15 protein-coding genes are annotated in these 16,678 nt (G+C 73.0%); 7 read left to right on the top strand and 8 right to left on the bottom strand.

Annotated elements, in window-relative coordinates:
• Nucleotides 1-88: 88 nt before the first annotated feature.
• Nucleotides 89-1,279, top strand: a complete 1,191-nt coding sequence (locus ACFZDL_RS19755) for a cystathionine gamma-synthase (RefSeq protein ID WP_353587574.1) — start codon at nucleotides 89-91, stop codon at nucleotides 1,277-1,279.
• Nucleotides 1,280-1,315: 36 nt separating this feature from the next.
• On the opposite strand, the gene ACFZDL_RS19750 is transcribed toward ACFZDL_RS19755, so the two are convergent.
• The 3 genes from ACFZDL_RS19750 to ACFZDL_RS19740 all read right to left on the bottom strand — a co-directional run bounded on the left by ACFZDL_RS19750 (nucleotide 1,316) and on the right by ACFZDL_RS19740 (nucleotide 2,731).
• Nucleotides 1,316-1,567, bottom strand: coding sequence for a hypothetical protein (locus ACFZDL_RS19750; protein ID WP_353587573.1), 252 nt, complete (start codon nucleotides 1,565-1,567; stop codon nucleotides 1,316-1,318).
• Nucleotides 1,568-1,592: 25 nt separating this feature from the next.
• Nucleotides 1,593-2,108: a sigma factor-like helix-turn-helix DNA-binding protein gene (locus ACFZDL_RS19745; RefSeq protein WP_353587572.1), complete on the bottom strand. Its 516-nt coding sequence runs from the start codon at nucleotides 2,106-2,108 to the stop codon at nucleotides 1,593-1,595.
• A 122-nt stretch (nucleotides 2,109-2,230) separates the two neighbouring features.
• A complete protein-coding gene (locus tag ACFZDL_RS19740) occupies nucleotides 2,231-2,731 on the bottom strand; it encodes a MarR family transcriptional regulator (RefSeq protein ID WP_353587570.1) in 501 nt (166 codons plus the stop codon).
• A 146-nt stretch (nucleotides 2,732-2,877) separates the two neighbouring features.
• Between ACFZDL_RS19740 and ilvA the strand changes: the two genes are divergently transcribed.
• The 3 genes from ilvA to ACFZDL_RS19725 all read left to right on the top strand — a co-directional run bounded on the left by ilvA (nucleotide 2,878) and on the right by ACFZDL_RS19725 (nucleotide 6,114).
• On the top strand, nucleotides 2,878-4,134 hold the full coding sequence (gene ilvA / locus ACFZDL_RS19735; protein WP_353587568.1) for a threonine ammonia-lyase: 1,257 nt from the start codon (nucleotides 2,878-2,880) through the stop codon (nucleotides 4,132-4,134).
• Between the two features lie 112 nt (nucleotides 4,135-4,246).
• A complete protein-coding gene (locus tag ACFZDL_RS19730) occupies nucleotides 4,247-5,215 on the top strand; it encodes an ATP-binding cassette domain-containing protein (protein WP_353587566.1) in 969 nt (322 codons plus the stop codon).
• Nucleotides 5,215-6,114, top strand: coding sequence for an ABC transporter permease (locus tag ACFZDL_RS19725; protein ID WP_353587564.1), 900 nt, complete (start codon nucleotides 5,215-5,217; stop codon nucleotides 6,112-6,114). Before ACFZDL_RS19730 ends, ACFZDL_RS19725 begins: the two co-directional genes overlap by 1 nt.
• Before the next feature lie 55 nt (nucleotides 6,115-6,169).
• Here ACFZDL_RS19725 and greA read toward each other — a convergent pair whose 3' ends face one another.
• Together greA and ACFZDL_RS19715 are read right to left on the bottom strand one after the other, a co-directional pair.
• Nucleotides 6,170-6,667, bottom strand: a complete 498-nt coding sequence (greA, locus tag ACFZDL_RS19720; RefSeq protein ID WP_319687446.1) for a transcription elongation factor GreA — start codon at nucleotides 6,665-6,667, stop codon at nucleotides 6,170-6,172.
• 163 nt (nucleotides 6,668-6,830) lie between these two features.
• Nucleotides 6,831-7,244: a DUF4307 domain-containing protein gene (locus ACFZDL_RS19715; protein WP_353587562.1), complete on the bottom strand. Its 414-nt coding sequence runs from the start codon at nucleotides 7,242-7,244 to the stop codon at nucleotides 6,831-6,833.
• A gap of 96 nt (nucleotides 7,245-7,340) precedes the next feature.
• Here ACFZDL_RS19715 and mca point away from each other — a divergent pair, with 96 nt between their 5' ends.
• Together mca and ACFZDL_RS19705 are read left to right on the top strand one after the other, a co-directional pair.
• On the top strand, nucleotides 7,341-8,213 hold the full coding sequence (mca, locus tag ACFZDL_RS19710) for a mycothiol conjugate amidase Mca (protein ID WP_353587560.1): 873 nt from the start codon (nucleotides 7,341-7,343) through the stop codon (nucleotides 8,211-8,213).
• A 7-nt stretch (nucleotides 8,214-8,220) separates the two neighbouring features.
• Nucleotides 8,221-8,478 (top strand): hypothetical protein, encoded by a 258-nt coding sequence (locus tag ACFZDL_RS19705; RefSeq protein WP_353588128.1) that lies wholly within the window; start codon nucleotides 8,221-8,223, stop codon nucleotides 8,476-8,478.
• 260 nt (nucleotides 8,479-8,738) lie between these two features.
• On the opposite strand, the gene ACFZDL_RS19700 is transcribed toward ACFZDL_RS19705, so the two are convergent.
• The gene (locus tag ACFZDL_RS19700; protein WP_353587558.1) at nucleotides 8,739-12,170 is read right to left on the bottom strand and encodes a tetratricopeptide repeat protein; all 3,432 of its coding nucleotides are present in this window, start codon (nucleotides 12,168-12,170) and stop codon (nucleotides 8,739-8,741) included.
• A gap of 102 nt (nucleotides 12,171-12,272) precedes the next feature.
• Between ACFZDL_RS19700 and ACFZDL_RS19695 the strand changes: the two genes are divergently transcribed.
• Complete coding sequence (locus ACFZDL_RS19695) at nucleotides 12,273-14,306, top strand: thioredoxin domain-containing protein (RefSeq protein WP_353587556.1); 2,034 nt, start codon at nucleotides 12,273-12,275, stop codon at nucleotides 14,304-14,306.
• 95 nt (nucleotides 14,307-14,401) lie between these two features.
• Here the strand turns inward: ACFZDL_RS19695 and ACFZDL_RS19690 are convergent, their stop codons facing one another.
• Nucleotides 14,402-15,013, bottom strand: coding sequence for a TetR family transcriptional regulator (locus ACFZDL_RS19690; RefSeq protein WP_353587554.1), 612 nt, complete (start codon nucleotides 15,011-15,013; stop codon nucleotides 14,402-14,404).
• 5 nt (nucleotides 15,014-15,018) lie between these two features.
• The gene (locus tag ACFZDL_RS19685) at nucleotides 15,019-16,638 is read right to left on the bottom strand and encodes an MFS transporter (RefSeq protein ID WP_353587552.1); all 1,620 of its coding nucleotides are present in this window, start codon (nucleotides 16,636-16,638) and stop codon (nucleotides 15,019-15,021) included.
• Between the last annotated feature and the right edge of the window lie 40 nt (nucleotides 16,639-16,678).

Below are 16,678 nucleotides of genomic sequence, written 5' to 3'. Positions count from 1 at the left end.
CCCCTAGTCGTAACGTCCGCGGCCCAGCCTATGTGCCCGCAGGGGCGTTGAACCCGCTGGTGCCGCGCTGGGCACTACCCTCGGCCCCATGACCGAGCAGCACACCCAGCCGCCCGCCCCGCACGACGGTGCGGGGCGCACCGCGCAGAGCTTCGAAACCCTCGCCATCCACGCGGGGCAGGAGGCGGACCCGCTCACGGGCGCCGTCGTCCCCCCGATCTACCAGGTCTCCACCTACAAGCAGGACGGAGTGGGCGGGCTCCGCGGCGGATACGAGTACAGCCGCTCCGCCAATCCCACCCGCACCGCCCTCGAGGAGAACCTGGCGGCGCTGGAGGGCGGGCGCCGCGGTCTCGCCTTCGCGTCCGGCCTCGCCGCCGAGGACTGCCTGCTGCGCGCGCTGCTGGTGCCCGGTGACCACGTCGTCATCCCGAACGACGCGTACGGCGGCACGTTCCGCCTCTTCGCCAAGGTCGCCGAGCGGTGGGGCGTGGAGTGGTCGGTCGCCGACACCTCCGACCCCGCGGCGGTGCGGGCCGAGCTCCGGCCCCGTACGAAGGCGATCTGGGTCGAGACCCCGAGCAATCCGCTGCTCGGCATCACCGACATCGCCGCCGTCGCCGACATCGCCCGCACCGCCGGGGCCCGCCTCGTCGTCGACAACACCTTCGCGAGCCCCTATCTGCAGCAGCCGCTCGCGCTCGGCGCGGACGTCGTCGTGCATTCGACGACCAAGTACATGGGCGGCCATTCGGACGTCGTCGGCGGCGCGCTCGTGGTCGCCGACCCCGCCCTCGGCGACGAACTGGCCTTCCACCAGAACGCGATGGGTGCCGTCGCCGGGCCGTTCGACTCCTGGCTGGTGCTGCGCGGCATCAAGACCCTCGCCGTACGGATGGACCGGCACGGCGCGAACGCCACGCGCGTCGCGGAGCTGCTGGTCGCGCACCCCAAGGTGGTCGAGGTCTTCTACCCGGGGCTGCCCGGGCACGCGGGGCACGAGGTCGCGGCCAAGCAGATGCGGTCCTTCGGCGGCATGGTCTCCTTCCGTGTCGCGGGCGGCGAGCAGGCGGCGGTCGACGTCTGCGACCGGGCGCGGCTGTTCACGCTCGGCGAGTCGCTGGGCGGCGTCGAGTCGCTGATCGAGCACCCGGGCCGGATGACGCACGCCTCGGTGGCGGGGTCGGCCCTGGAGGTGCCCGCGGACCTGGTGCGGCTCTCGGTGGGCATCGAGGCGGTCGACGATCTGCTGGCGGACCTCAGCCAGGCCCTCGCGTAGCGGCAGGCGCTCGCACGGTCGGTCCGCCGGCCGCGGTCACCACCCCTCCAGGGGAGGGGTGGTGTCGGTCGGCGGGACCGTCCACGGGTGGACGATCGCCGCCCACACGCCGAAGGCGACGGCCGCGGCGATCAGCAGGACCCAGCCGGCGGTCCGTACGGCGCGGTGGCGGCGCAGCATCCGCCGCCCCCGCCCGGCCGCCCGGTCGGCCAGGTCCGGCGGCACGGCGGGGTACGGGCCGTTCAGCATGCGGCGGACCTCGTCCTCCTTGCGGTCGGGGAAGTTCATGAGGCCTCCTTGCGGTCGTGGGAGCTCATGAGGCCGCCCCCGCCGCCCGGCGGGGCTCCGGGCGCGGGCGCGGCGTCCCCGGCGGGCGGCTGCGCATCAGCGACACCGAGCGCGTACAGATCGCGCGCACCCGCTCGACCGGCAGTCCGAGAGCGGCCGCGGCCTGCTCCTCCGCCACCCCCTCATACAGCCGTAACACCAGCACCAGGCGTTCCTGCGGGGTGAGCCGACCCAGGAGGCCGCCGCGCGGCCGGCGGTAGCGCCAGGCGCGGTGGGCGAAGAGGGTGGCCAGTTCCCGGCGGGTGTGGTCGTACGGATCTTCTCCGCGCAGCCGGTCCCAGCGGGCGTACGTGCGGGCGAGCGCGACGGTCAGCAGGCGCTCGGCCGCGCTGTTCTCCCCCAGCGGCCCCCCTGGTATCTCCCCCGGTGATTCCCCCGTGAGCAGTGTGGCCGCATGCAGCAGCCGACCGCCCGCCCCCGCGGCGAACGCCGCGAACTCCCGGGTCCGGCGGCTCTCCCGTGCTGCCCGCCTCTCGCGCACCCGTCCTCCGCCTCCCGTCCCCTTCAGGACACGGGTCCCCCTTCAGGACACGGCAGGCACGGCCGCTCGGTCAAGAGGCGTGCCGACAGGGGTGTCGCGGGGCGGCTTAAGGATGCGGTGGCTCAGGACGCGGACGCCGCCTGGGGCACGGTGGCGTGCGCGGCGGCCAGCGCGACGTTGAAACGGGTGAGCAGATCGCAGAAGATGTCCCGCTCCTCCGTGGTCCAGCCGTCGGTCACCTGCGCCATCAGCGCGCGCCGCGAGCACCGCACCTCCTCCAGGCGGGCCTTGCCGCGCGGGGAGAGCTGCAGGACGACCGCGCGGCCGTCCTCGGGGTGGGAGGTGCGCTTGACCAGGCCGGAGTCGACGAGCGGGGCGACCTGCCGGGTGACGGTGGACGAGTCGATGCCCATGCCCGCGGCGAGCGCCTTGACTCCCATCGGTCCTTCCTGGTCGAGCCGGTTGAGCAGCAGATACGCGGCGCGGTCCATGGAGTTGCGGGCCTGTCCGACGCCGCCGAGGCGGGTCTGTTCGGCGCGCCGGGCGAAGACCGCGACCTGGTGCTGCAGGAGGTCGAGTACGCCGGTGTCGAGGTGGGTCGTCATGTCCGATTGGGTGGGCATGGACTAAGGCTCACTTCATGCGGTGGTCTGTGGGATGGGGCACAGAGTACGCGGCTGGGGGCCTGCCCGTACGGGGGCTGCAAAAACCTGCCGCCCCGATCCGGCCGTCGCTGGTGCGCGTGGGACGAGCTGCGAGACTTGGGACCATGGCCCCACGCACTACCCGCACTTCCGGTACCTCGTCTTCCGCTGTTCCGGCGTCCGTGATCACGCTCGACGATGTGCGTGCGGCGCAGAAGATGCTCTCAGGGGTCTCCCGGGTCACCGCGCTCGAAGGCAGCCGCTACCTGTCCGGCCTGGTGGCCTCGCCGGTGCATCTGAAGTGCGAGAACCTGCAGCGTACGGGCTCTTTCAAGCTGCGCGGGGCGTATGTGAGGATCGCCGGGCTCAGCCCCGAGGAGCGGGCCGCGGGCGTGGTGGCGGCCAGCGCCGGCAACCACGCGCAGGGCGTCGCGCTGGCCGCCTCGCTGCTCGGCGTGCGCTCGACCGTCTTCATGCCGCAGGGCGCACCGCTGCCGAAGATCGCCGCCACCCGGGACTACGGCGCCGACGTGCGGCTGCACGGCCAGATCGTGGACGAGACGATGCGCGCCGCCCAGGAGTACGCCCGGCACACGGGCGCGGTCTTCATCCACCCCTTCGACCATCCGGACATCATCGCGGGGCAGGGCACGGTGGGCCTGGAGGTCCTGGAACAGTGCCCGGAAGTACGCACGGTCGTGGTGGGCGTCGGCGGCGGCGGGCTCGCGGCCGGGGTGGCGGTGGCGGTGAAGGCGCTGCGGCCTGACGTACGGGTGGTGGGGGTGCAGGCGGCGGGCGCCGCGGCGTATCCGCCCTCGCTGGCCGCCGGGCATCCGGTGTCGATCGAGTCGCCCACGACGATGGCCGACGGGATCAAGGTGGGGCGCCCCGGCGACGTGCCGTTCCGGATCATCGGCGAGCTCGTGGACGAGGTCCGCACGGTGTCCGAGGACGCGCTGGCCGCCGCGCTGCTGCTGTGTCTGGAGCGGGCGAAGCTGGTGGTCGAGCCGGCCGGGGCCTGCTCGGTGGCCGCGCTGCTCGCGGAGCCGGAGTCCTTCGAGGGGCCGGTGGTGGCGGTGCTCTCGGGCGGCAATGTGGATCCGCTGCTGATGCAGCGCATCCTGCGGCACGGCATGGCCGCGGCGGGGCGCTATCTCTCGCTGCGGCTGCGGCTCACGGACCGGCCGGGGGCGCTCGCCACCCTGTTGGCGGCGCTGTCGACGGTCGACGCGAACGTGCTGGACGTGGGCCATGTACGGACCGATCCGCGGCTCGGGCTCACCGAGGCCGAGGTGGAACTCCACCTGGAGACGAAGGGGCCGGTCCACTGCGACGAGGTGCGGGAGGCGCTGCGCGAGGCGGGCTACACCGTGTTGCCGTAGGGCTCCCTTCCCCTTTGTCCCTTGTCCTCGTCGTTTTCCACAGGCATGGACAGGCTGGGTAATTCGGGCGAAAGTTAAATCCTTCTATGAGCACGCCCGATGGGGGACGGATATGCCAGGTGCCATCTATGCCGAGGGTCTGGTGAAGACCTTCGGCGACGTCAGAGCCTTGGACGGGGTCGATCTCGACGTACCGGAAGGGACCGTGCTCGGGCTGCTCGGGCCCAACGGGGCCGGGAAGACCACCGCGGTGCGCGTGCTGACCACCCTGCTGCAGCCGGACAGCGGAAAGGCGCGCGTCGCGGGCGTGGACGTGCTGCGCCACCCCGATCAGGTGCGCCGCTCGATCGGGCTGTCCGGGCAGTTCGCCGCGGTGGACGAGTATCTGACCGGCCGTGAGAACCTGCGCATGGTGGGCCAGCTGTACCAGATGGGCGCGCGGGAGGCGAAGGCGCGGGCGGACGAGCTGCTGGAGCGGTTCCGCCTGGCGGACGCGGCCGACCGCGTCGCCAGGACGTACTCCGGCGGGATGCGCCGCCGGCTGGATCTGGCGGCCGCCCTGGTCGTCAGCCCGCCGGTGATGTTCATGGACGAGCCGACCACCGGCCTTGACCCGCGCAACCGGCAGGCGCTGTGGGAGGTCATCCAGGAGCTGGTGGCGGGCGGCACGACGCTGCTGCTGACGACCCAGTATCTGGAAGAGGCCGATCATCTGGCGCATGACATCTGTGTGATCGACCACGGCCGGGTCATCGCGCGCGGCACCTCCGACCAGCTCAAGGCCCGTACGGGCGGGGAGCGGGTGGAGGTGGTGGTCCATGAGAGCGCCCATATCGAGGTCGCGGAGGAGGTGCTGCGGGGCTTCGGCAAGGGCGAGATCGCCGTGCAGCGGCACACCCGCAAGGTCACCGTCCCGGTCGTCGGCGGGGCCAAGCTGCTCGCCGAGGTGATCCGGGAGCTGGATGCGCGCGGGGTGGAGATCGACGACATCGGGCTGCGCCGCCCGACCCTCGACGATGTGTTCATCTCGCTCACCGGCCACGGTGCCGAGGGCGACGGGGCCGAGGAGGAGGCCAAGTGATGGCCGCGGTGGAGGAGACCACGCCCGAGTCGGCTTCCGGGGCGGCTCCGGCGCACGGCGCCCGTGTCGCTGTCGCTCCCCGGGTGTGGAGCGGGCCCGTCCAGTCGGTCCGCGACTCGCTCGTCGTGGCCCGTCGGAATCTGATCCGCATGGTGCGGATTCCCGAGGTGGTGGTCTTCGGCCTGGTCCAGCCCATCATGTTCGTGGTGCTGTTCAGCTATGTCTTCGGCGGCGCGATCATGGTCCCGGGGCAGAGCAGCGCCGACGCGAACGTGTACCGGGAGTTCCTGATGGCGGGGATCTTCGCGCAGACCGTGACCTTCGCGACGGCGGGCGCGGGCGCCGGGATCGCCGACGACATGCACAAGGGCCTGATCGACCGCTTCCGCTCGCTGCCGATGGCGCGCGGCGCGGTGCTCACCGGCCGTACGCTCGCGGATCTGGTGCAGACGGCGCTGACGCTGGTGGTGCTGGCGATCGTCGCGGTCATCGTGGGGTGGCGGGTCCACGACGGGGTGCTGAAGGCGCTCGCGGCCTTCGGGCTGCTGCTTCTGCTGGGATATGCCTTCTCATGGATCGGCGCGCTGATCGGGCTGTCCGTGCGGACCCCGGAGGCGGCCACCTCCGGCGGGCTGATCTGGCTGTTCCCGCTGACGTTCATCTCGAACGCCTTTGTGCCCTCCAGCAAGATGCCCGCCTTCCTGGGGCATATCGCCGACTGGAACCCGTTCAGCGCGACGGTGCAGGCGAGCCGCGAGCTGTTCGGCAACCCCGAGGGGCTGGTCTCCGACGCCTGGCCGATGCAGCACCCGGTGCTCGCCTCGGTCCTCTGGTCGGCCCTGATCATCCTGGCCTTCCGGACGCTGGCGGTCCGTAAATACCGTTCGGCGACCGCCTGAGCGAGGCGGTCGCCGAAACCGGAGCGATCATCATCGGCCCTGGCAGGGCCCGGCCTCAGCCCTGGTAGGGCTTGGCCTCCAGGATCTTCACCGACGCGGTGCGGCCGTTCGGCAGCTCGTACGAGGCGTCCTCGCCGACCTTCTTGCCGTTCACACCCGAGCCCAGCGGAGACTGCGGCGAGTAGGTCTCGATGTCCGAGCTCGCGTACTCGCGGGAGGCGAGCAGGAAGGTCAGGGTGTCGTCCGGGTCGCCGTCGAAGGCGATGGTGACGACCATGCCCGGGGCGACCACGCCGGTGTCCGCCGGGGCCTCACCGACCTTCGCGTGCTGCAGCAGCTGCGTCAGCTGGCGCACACGGAGTTCCTGCTTGCCCTGCTCCTCCTTGGCGGCGTGGTACCCGCCGTTCTCCCGCAGGTCACCTTCCTCGCGGGCAGCCTCGATCTTCTTCGCGATCTCGACACGTGCGGGACCCGACAGGTACTCCAGCTCGGCCTTGAGCTGGTCGTACGCCTCCTGGGTCAGCCAGGTGACGTTCTCGCTGGTCTGGGTCACAGGTGCTCCTCGTCGGTGCTGGGAATACAAATGAACGCCCTACTCAGAAGGGTGCGCCTTCAAAGCCGGGCGAAACCACGAGCCTAACAATTCCGGCTCGAAACGGGGAGGAGGAATATGGGCGCAATGCGTATGAAACGCGTCAGTGCAGGTCAGACGGGACTCAGTGGTCCGACACAGGGTCGCAGCCGACGAGCTCGGCACTGGTCGCCCGAGCCGTGGTGCGCACCGTCACGACCTTGACCGCATCGCCCTGGCCCTTGCCGAAGGTGAAGTCCTTGCGCCCCACCTCGCCGTGCTCCTCGTCCAGGGTACGCACGGTGCACACCCCGGTGGTGCCCGTGTCCTTGGTGATCTCCAGACGCACCTCGACGGCGCTGTCGGAGACCACCTTGAAACCGGTCACCTGGCCGCTGATGTCCTGCTGGCCGGTGATGTACGAGTAACCAAACCAAGCGATCATGGCGAGGAACCCGGCGCCGAGCACGGCACCCAGGATCTTCAGCTTGCGGTCGGCGCGCTGGTCCGCCGACCGGCCGTAACGCCCGTCAGGCAGCCCGTCACGCACCGTGGCCATGATCGTTCCTCCTGGTTGGCGGACCCGGAATTATTCGCCCCCGGTTTGGGTCACTATAGAAGCCGTCTTCCACGACGAATCACCGAGGATCGAGACTTGACTGATCAGCTGCGTTTGATGGCCGTCCATGCCCACCCCGACGACGAGTCGAGCAAGGGCGCGGCCACCATGGCCAAGTACGTGTCCGAGGGGGTGGACGTGCTGGTCGCGACCTGCACAGGCGGTGAGCGCGGGTCCATCCTCAACCCCAAGCTCCAGGGGGACCCCTATATCGAGGAGCACATCCACGAGGTACGCGCCAAGGAGATGGACGAGGCGCGCGAGATCCTCGGGGTCAAGCAGGAGTGGCTGGGCTATGTGGACTCCGGGCTGCCCGAGGGCGACCCGCTGCCGCCGCTTCCCGAGGGCTGCTTCGCGCTGCAGGACGTGGACGAGGCGGCCGGGACGCTGGTCAAGCTGATCCGCGAGTTCAAGCCGCACGTCATCACCACGTATGACGAGAACGGCGGCTATCCGCACCCCGACCACATCATGACCCACAAGATCTCGATGGTGGCCTTCGACGCCGCGGGCGACCCGGAGAAGTACCCCGAGGCGGGCGAGCCCTGGCAGCCGCTGAAGCTCTACTACAACCAGGGCTTCAACCGGCCGCGCACCGTCGCACTGCACGAGGCGCTGCTCGCGCGCGGCCTGGAGTCGCCGTACGGGGAGTGGCTGGAGCGCTGGAAGCAGTTCGAGCGGGCCGAGCGCACCCTGACCACCTATGTGCCCTGCGCGGACTTCTTCGAGATCCGGGACAAGGCGCTGATCGCGCACCGCACCCAGATCGACCCCGACGGCGGCTGGTTCCGGGTGCCGATGGACATCCAGAAAGAGGTCTGGCCGACGGAGGAGTACGAGCTCGCCAAGTCGCTCGTGGATACTTCCCTCCCCGAGGACGACCTCTTCGCGGGCATCCGCAACAATTGAGCTCATGATGAGCGCGACCAGCACCCTCGCCATGACGCATCTCGTGCCGCTCGCCAAGGAGCTCGACGAGAACAAGGTGACACCGGGCGTCCTCGGCTTCATCGTCTTCGCGCTGATCGGCGGGGCGGTGTGGCTGCTGATGAAGTCCATGAACAAGCACATGAAGAAGGTGGACTTCGAGGAGGAGCCGGAGGCCGGGCAGACCCCGGCCACCGCGTCCTCGAAGACCGCCGCCCGGGGCACCAAGGGCGAGCGCACGGCCTGACCGACCGCGGCGCCGCCCGGTCGGGCCGCGGCCCGACCGCCTGACGCCTGATCGCCCGCCGGCCCGACCGCCCAACGGCCTGACGCCCGACCGCCCAACGGCCTGACGCCCGACGGCCCGACGGCCCGGCGGTCCGACCGCCCGGCGGTCCGTGGCCCGAGCCGGGAGCCGCCGGACCGGCTGCGACCTGCCGGGTCGGGACCTCCCGGACGGGGTCGGCCGCCGCCGGACCGGGTCGGGACCCGTCGGGCCGAGTCGTGTCATAGATCACCCCGGTCGGCCCGCTCGCCGTCGTCGGCCCGGTCGTCCTGGGCGGCGCTGCCGTCCCCGCCGCGCCGCGCACCGGCCGCGGTCGGCAGGACCGCCATGATCTCCCGGGCGTGGCGGTTCGGCACCATGCCGAGCTGCCACGCCTGCCATCCCGTCTCCGGCTCCACGCCGCGCTCGAGCACCAGCGCGAACGCCTCCGCGCACCCCTCGAGCCGCGCGTCCCTCGCCCAGCCGGGCGACCGCAGGTCACCCAGCAGCTCCGCCAGCTCCTCCTGGGCCACCGCCGTGCCGACGACCGAGCCGCCCGCCGAGGCGAACGGCAGCAGCGTGCAGCGCAGGAACCTGGCCCAGCTCTCGCCGCGCCGGTCGCCGTACTCCGCGAACAGCCGCGCTGCCTCCCCGACCAGGTCCAGCGCCTGCTCCGCCCGCCCGTTTCCGGCGTCGATCACCGCGAGCTCCACGCATGACCACGCCTCGCCATGGGCCACCCCCACCCGGCGGAAGTCCTGCCGCGCGTCCTGCAGCAGCTGGCGCGGGAACCCGCTGTTGCGCAGGGACCCCGTCTGGGCCGCCCGCAGATCCCGGGTGACCCGCGCCGAGTGGTGCCGGGCGCACGCCAGCCCGTACACATCCCGCATCCGGCTGAACATCGTGCGGGCCCGCTCCAGATCGCGCACCGCCGAGTCGTGGTCGCCGCGCTCCTCCAGCGCCTGGCCCAGGTAGTACAGCGTCCATGCCTCGCCGCGCGCGTCCTCGTTCTCCCGGTGGCGGGACAGGGCCTGGCGCAGCTGGTCGACGGCGGCCGACGCCTCCCCGGCCACCAGCCGGGCGCGGGCCAGCTGGGTCAGCGCCCACGCCTCGCCGCGCTGGTCGTGGGTGCGGCCATAGGCCTCAAGCGCCTCGCGCAGCTCCCGCTCCGCGCGCTCCACCTCGCCCATGCGCAGACAGGCCTGGCCGAGCTGGAAGTGGGCCCACGCCTGGCCATGGACGCTCTCGCTCTCCCGGTGCAGCTCCAGGGCCGCGTCCAGCAGCTCGAGCGCCCTCGCGAGCCGGCCCCGGTCGCGCTCCACCGCGGCCAGCGCGTGCATCGTCCACGCCCGGTCCCCGCTCAGCTCGTCGGCCGCCTGCAGCTCCATGGCCTCGGTCAGCTTCGCCGCCGCCTCGGTGAGATTGCCCTGGTGGTGCAGGGTGATGCCGAGGCTGCACAGCGCGCGGGCCGCGCCCGCCTCGTGCTGCGCCTGGAAGTACAGGTCGACCACCGAGGACAGGGTGGTGCGGGCCTGGTCGAGCTCGCCGAGCTGCCGGGCCGCGATGCCGGTGCGCCACTGCACCGAGCGCATCAGCAGCCCCTGGTCCACGGCCTGGGTCAGCTCGCTGATCTCGCCGAGCCGGTACAGGTCGCCGCGCAGCAGGCAGTAGTCGCACAGCGCGCCCAGCAGATGCAGCACCGCGGACTGGTCCACGCCTTCCGCGTGGCGCAGCGCGGCCGTGATGAAGCTCGACTCGTCGTCCAGCCAGCGCAGCGCCGCGTCCAGGGAGGTGAAGCCGTGACCGCCCGCGGCGCCCCTGGTGAACATGTCGGCGCGGGTGGAGGTCTTGCCGTCGACCATCCGGATCACCGAGTCCGCCAGCTCGGCATAGCTGCGGATCAGCCGCTCCTGGGCGGCGGTGCGCCGGGCCGGCTCCTCCTCGTCCATCAGCCGGCCGTGGGCGAAGGCGCGCACCAGGTCGTGCAGGCGGTAGCGGCTGCCGCGGACGTGCTGGATCAGCCCGGCGCGGGCCAGCGCGTCCAGGTGGCGGACAGCCTCTTGGTTGTCCGTCTCGTCCGTCTCCAGCAGCGCGGCCGCCGCGGCGGCGCCCAGGCTGGCCCGCCCGGCCAGGGCGAGACGGCGCAGCAGCCGCCGGGCGCCCTCGGTCTGGTCGGTGTAGCGCAGCCACAGCGCCCGCTCGACGGGGCCCACCGGTCCGTACGCCTCCAGGGCGGAGACCAGAAGGCCGGGGGTGCGGGTGGAGAGCGCGGAGCCCGCGATGCGCAGCGCCAGTGGCAGCCGGCCGCACAGCTCGGCGATCCGCTCCACGGACTGCCCGTCGTAGGGGCCGGCGCCCGTCGGCTCCTCGGCGGAGGCGCGCAGCAGCTCCTCGGCGCCCGGCTCGTCCAGCGGGCCGACCTCCAGCCGGTGGACCCAGGCGGCCAGGTCGGGCGGCAGCGCGAGCGGGGCGCGCGAGGTGACCAGGACCAGGCTGTCGGACCGCTCCGGGATCAGCGTGCGCACCTGCTCGGCGTCGCTGGCGTCGTCCAGCACGATCGTCACGGGCAGCCCGGTCAGATGCTGGTGGTAGAGCTCGGTGAGCCGCTTGACATGCTGCCCCTGGGCCGACCGCTCACGGAAAAGCAGCTGGTCGCGGGGTGCGCCGAGCCGGTTGAGCAGATGCAGCAGCGCGTCCCGGGTGGGCAGGGGGGCCTGGTCGGGGCTGTCGCCGCGGAGATCCACCAGGCAGGCGCCGCGGAACTGGTCGCGCAGGTGGTGGGCGGCCCGCACCGCCAGCATCGTCCGGCCCGACCCGGGCGGGCCCTCCAGCAGCACCACCGTCGGTCTGGTCTCCGTGCTCGCCCGCGCCTGCTGGACCCACTGGGCGATCTGGGTGATCTGGGCCCGGCGCCCCGCGAACAGGCCGTCCGCCTCGGGCAGTTGGCCGAAGGACTGCTCCAGCACGCTGCGCCTGCGGGCCGCCTGGCTGCGGTCCGCGCCGCGCAGCCGGACCGCCTGGCTGCCGCGGCCCGCGGAGCCGGCGCGGCCCCCGTCGCCCTTGCCCGGGCCGGACCCGGCGCCCGCGCTGGTGCGGGAGATCCGGTCGGCGCCGCCGCTGCCGCGGGTGGCGGCCGTCGTCATCCGATGCCGGTCGACGAACGGCCGGATGCCGCGCACCTCCACGGCCGTCAGCCACTGGAGCCGCAGCTGCTCCGCCCCGCCCGGCTGGTTGCGCAGCGCGGCCCGGCGGTGGGCGGCGGGCCAGTGGCCCGCCGTGAGCCCCACGACCGCGGCCGCCGAGCCGGCCACCGCCGCGGTCACGCCCGCGCCCAGCGCCGTGGTCACCGAGGTGCCCCAGGAGAGGTCCGCGCCGAAGGCCCCGGCGGCCGCGACCGCGGCGGCCAGCATCGGCGGGCCCAGCCGCCGGCGCGTCAGCCGTGACGACAGCGGCCGGCTCTCCGCCTCCGACTCCTCCAGCGCGCGCAGATACGCGCCGTACTCCTCGGCGGCCGTCGCCGCCATGCTCTCCAGCGCGGCCCGAGCGCGGCCCAGCAGCACCCCGCCGTCCGTCCGCCCGCCGGAGCGCCGCACCTCCTCCTCGACGGCGCGCGCGAGCAGCCGCTCGACCTCTCCACGATGACTGTCCCGCAGCGCGGTCGGTGATCCCGGCATCTTCGTCCCCCTCCTGCCAGCACCAAGTGTCCCGTTTCTGGCTCATATCCGGCAGGCCTGTGGATAACTCGCGCCGGCCGCGAGTTGAGGGAGGATGGGGGCATGCCGAACCGTCTGGCGCACGAGACGTCTCCGTACCTCCTCCAGCACGCGGACAACCCGGTCGACTGGCGGCCGTGGTCCGACGAGGCTTTCGAGGAGGCCCGCCGCCGCGGTGTGCCCGTGCTGCTGAGCGTCGGGTATTCGAGCTGCCACTGGTGCCATGTCATGGCCCGTGAATCCTTCGAGGACGAGGCGACCGCCGACTACCTCAACGCGCACTTCGTGTCCGTGAAGGTGGACCGCGAGGAGCGGCCGGACGTCGACGCCGTCTACATGGAGGCCGTGCAGGCCGCCACCGGCCAGGGCGGCTGGCCGATGACGGTCTTCCTGACCCCCGAGGCCGAGCCCTTCTACTTCGGCACGTACTTCCCGCCGGCGCCGCGCCACGGCATGCCGTCCTTCCAGCAGGTGCTGGAGGGCGTCCGCGCCGCGTGGGCGGACCGCCGTGACGAGGTGAAGGACGTGGCCGCGCGCATCGTGCGGGACCTGGCCGAGCGCGGCGGGGCCTCCCTGGCGTACGGGGCGGCGCAGCCGCCGGGGCCTGAGGACCTGCACACCGCGCTGATGGCGCTGACCCGCGAATTCGACGCGGCGCACGGCGGTTTCGGGGGCGCGCCCAAGTTCCCGCCGTCCATGGTGCTGGAGTTCCTGCTGCGCCACCACGCCCGTACGGGCTCGGAGGCCGCGCTCCAGATGGTCCAGGCGACCTGCGAGGCGATGGCCCGCGGCGGCATCTACGACCAGCTCGGCGGGGGCTTCGCGCGCTACGCGGTCGACGCGACCTGGACCGTGCCGCACTTCGAGAAGATGCTGTACGACAACGCCCTGTTGTGCCGCGTCTACGCCCATCTGTGGCGGGCCACGGGCTCCGACCTCGCCCGCCGGGTGGCCGTGGAGACCGCCGAGTTCCTGGTCCGCGAGCTGCGCACCGAACAGGGCGGGTTCGCCTCCGCCCTCGACGCCGACAGCGACGACGGCAAGGGCGGGCACGCCGAGGGCGCGTACTACGTGTGGACCCCGGAGCAGCTGGGCGAGGCGCTGGGGGAGAAGGACGCCGAGCTCGCCGCCGAGTACTTCGGCGTGACCGAGGAGGGCACGTTCGAGCGGGGCTCCTCCGTGCTGCGGCTCCCCGACCGCGAGGCGCTGGCCGACGCCGGGCGCATCGCCTCCGTACGGGAGCGGCTGCTGGCGGCGCGCGGGCAGCGGCCGCGCCCGGGCCGCGACGACAAGGTCGTCGCCGCGTGGAACGGCCTGGCGGTCGCCGCGCTCGCCGAGACCGGCGCGTACTTCGACCGCCCCGACCTCGTCGAGGCCGCGACCGCGGCCGCCGACCTGCTGGTCCGCGTCCACCTGGACGACCGGGGGCGGCTCGCCCGCACCTCCCTGGACGGCACCGCCGGATCCCACGCGGGCGTCCTGGAGGACTACGCGGACGTCGCCGAGGGCTTCCTCGCGCTGTCCTCCGTCACCGGCGAGAGCGCCTGGGTCGAGTTCGCGGGCCTGCTGCTGGACACCGTGCAGCGCCATTTCGCCGCCGAGGACGGCATGCTGTACGACACCGCCGACGACGCCGAAGCGCTCATCCGCCGCCCCCAGGACCCGACGGACAACGCCGCTCCTTCGGGCTGGACCGCCGCTGCCGGGGCGCTGCTGTCGTACGCCGCCGTCACCGGCGAGGACCGTCCCCGCCAGGCGGCCGAGCGCGCGCTCGGGGTGGTGCGGGCGCTCGGGGCGCGGGTGCCGCGGTTCATCGGCTGGGGTCTTGCGGTGGCCGAGGCGCTGCTGGACGGGCCGCGCGAGGTGGCCGTCGTCGGACCCGGCGACGACCCGGCGACCCGCGCCCTGCACCGGGCCGCCCTTCTGGGCACCGCGCCCGGGGCGGTGGTCGCGGTCGGCGAGCCCGGCTCCCGGGAGGTGCCGCTGCTGCTGGACCGCCCGCTGATCGAGGGGCGGCCCGCGGCGTACGTATGCCGCCGGTTCACGTGTGACGCGCCCACGGCGGACGCGGGGGCGCTGGCGGAGAAGCTGGGCTGACCCCGCGGCCGCCCGCCGGGTGGACCGACCGGGGCCCGGGCAGGTGCCGATGGATTCGTGACCCGCCAGTCACAGGGGCAGGCCGCGGGTCACGGTCACAGGGGCAGGCCGCGGGCCAGGACGTCCAGCGCGCAGTCGATCTCCTGCTCCACGTCCTCGATCCGCCCGTGGTCGAAGCAGTGGAAGATCGCTTCCTGCACGGCCCCGAGGACGGCCGCCACGACCACCCGCACGTCGAGGTCGTCCGCCGCCCGCCCGCTGCGCTCGGCCAGCACCTCACCCAGCATGTCCCGGGTCTGGTTCATGCCCTCGCTCATCCGCCCGCGCAGCGCCGGGACCTGCCGGATCAGCGTCAGCCTGACCTCCAGCTCACCATGGGCGTCGTCGGCGTACTGGCGGATCAGGCTGACGAGGGCGTGGCGCAGGGAGGTCACCGGCGGCTCGTCGAGCGGCCGTGCGCGCAGCGCTTCCAGCATGAGCGGGTCGTACTCGTCCGTGAGGACGATGTCCTCCTTGGTGGGGAAGTAGCGGAAGACCGTGCTGGGGGAGACGTCGGCGGCCTCCGCGATCTGGTCGACCGGGGTGGCGTCGTACCCCTGTTCCTGGAAGAGCCGGTACGCGGCGCGCCGGATCGCCTGCCGGGTCTGGATCTTCTTGCGCTCACGCAGCCCGAGCTTGGGCGGGGTCTGGGGGGTGGTACGTGCCATGAATCTCATTGTCGGGCATCAGTGCGCTCCTGGGCCACGGCCGGTGCCTCGGTGTCCGCCGCGCCCCGTGTGTCCTGAGCGTCCTGCTTCGCGTCCCTCGCGTCCCTCGCGCCCCGGCCCGGCATGAAGCGCGCGGTGAGGGCGGCCGCGGCGAGCGAGGCGGCGGCGGTGACCAGCAGGGTCAGGTCCATGCCGTGGACGAAGGCGCGGTCGGCGGAGGCGGCGAGCTCGGGGCTGTGCAGCCGCTCGGCCAGCAGCCGGGCGGCGACCACCGAGTCGCCAGCGGCCTCCGCCGCGCCCGGCGGCAGTCCGGTGGTCTCCAGCCGGTCGTCGTACGCGTCCGCGAGCAGGCTGCCGAGCAGGGCGATCCCGAGGGCGCCGCCGACCTGCCGCAGCGTCATGAGGAGCCCGGAGCCGGTGCCCTCGCGGTCCTTGGGCAGCGAGCCGAGGGCCGCGTCCATGGCCGGGACGATGCCGAAGCCGAAGCCGAGGCCGGTGAGCGTCAGCCAGAGCGCGGTCATGCCGTAGCCGTCGCCGACCTGGGTGCGCGAGCCGAGGAACGCGGCCGCGGCGATCACCACCAGCCCGCCGGCGACCACGGGCCGGGCCCCGAGGCGCGCGGCGAGCGGGCCGGCGGCGCGGGCGGAGATCAGCAGCCCGCCCATCATGGGCAGCAGCCGCAGCCCGGTGCCGAAGGCGTCGTGGCCGAGCACGGCCTGGAGGTACTGCGGCAGGACGAACAGCAGGCCCAGCAGGCTGAAGCTCACCAGCGTGGCGGTGACGGCGCTCCACAGGAAGGCGGGCCGGCGCAGCAGCGTCAGGTCGAGCATGGGCCGTGCGGCCTGCCGCTCGCGCAGCACGAGGCCGGTCAGCAGCGCCACCGAGGCGCCGAGCGCGGTGCACACGAGCGGGTCGGTCCAGCCCCGGTGCGGGGCCTCGATGATGCCGTAGACGAGGGCGGAGAGCCCTCCGGCGCTCAGCGCGGTGCTGACGACGGCGACCTTGGGGGCGGCCGGGTCGCGGCTCTCGGGGAGCAGCAACAGGCAGACGACCATGGCGATCGCGGCCATGGGGATGTTGATCAGGAAGACCGAGCCCCACCAGAAGTGGTCCAGCAGCCAGCCGCCGACCAGCGGTCCCAGCGGCATGCCGAGCGCCGCGGCGGCGCTGAGGGCCCCGATGGCCTTGGCGCGCTCGTCGGGGCCGAAGAAGGTGGGCACGACGGCCAGCGCCAGCGGCGTGACCAGCGCGGCGCCCAGTCCCATGATCACGCGGGCGGTGACGACGAGGGACGCGGAGTCCACGAGGGTGCCGACGACCGAGCCGACCAGGAAGATCCCCAGGCCCGCCACCAGCATGGCGCGGCGGCCGAACCGGTCTCCGAGCAGACCGGCGGGGAGCATTCCGGCGGCGAAGACGATGGTGTACGAGTCGGCGATCCACTGCTGGTCGCCGGTGTCGGCGCCGAGCGCCGTGGCCATCTGTGGCAGGGCGATGTTGAGGATCGTCGTATCGAAGCCGAGCACGAGCAGGGCGGCGACGAGCGCTCCGAGCGCCCACCAGCGACGCGGGTCCGGGACGCCCAGGGCGTCTGGGGCGGCTGGAGCGCGGGAGACAGCAGACATGGCACACCTCCGAGAGTTACCGTCAAGTGACAGTAACTCT

The sequence above is a fragment of the Streptomyces sp. NPDC007917 genome, assembly GCF_042959105.1.
In the GTDB taxonomy this organism is placed as follows: Bacteria; Actinomycetota; Actinomycetes; order Streptomycetales; family Streptomycetaceae; genus Streptomyces.
The sequence above is the reverse complement of the archived record's forward strand: the minus strand, read 5'-3'. Positions and strand labels throughout refer to the sequence as shown.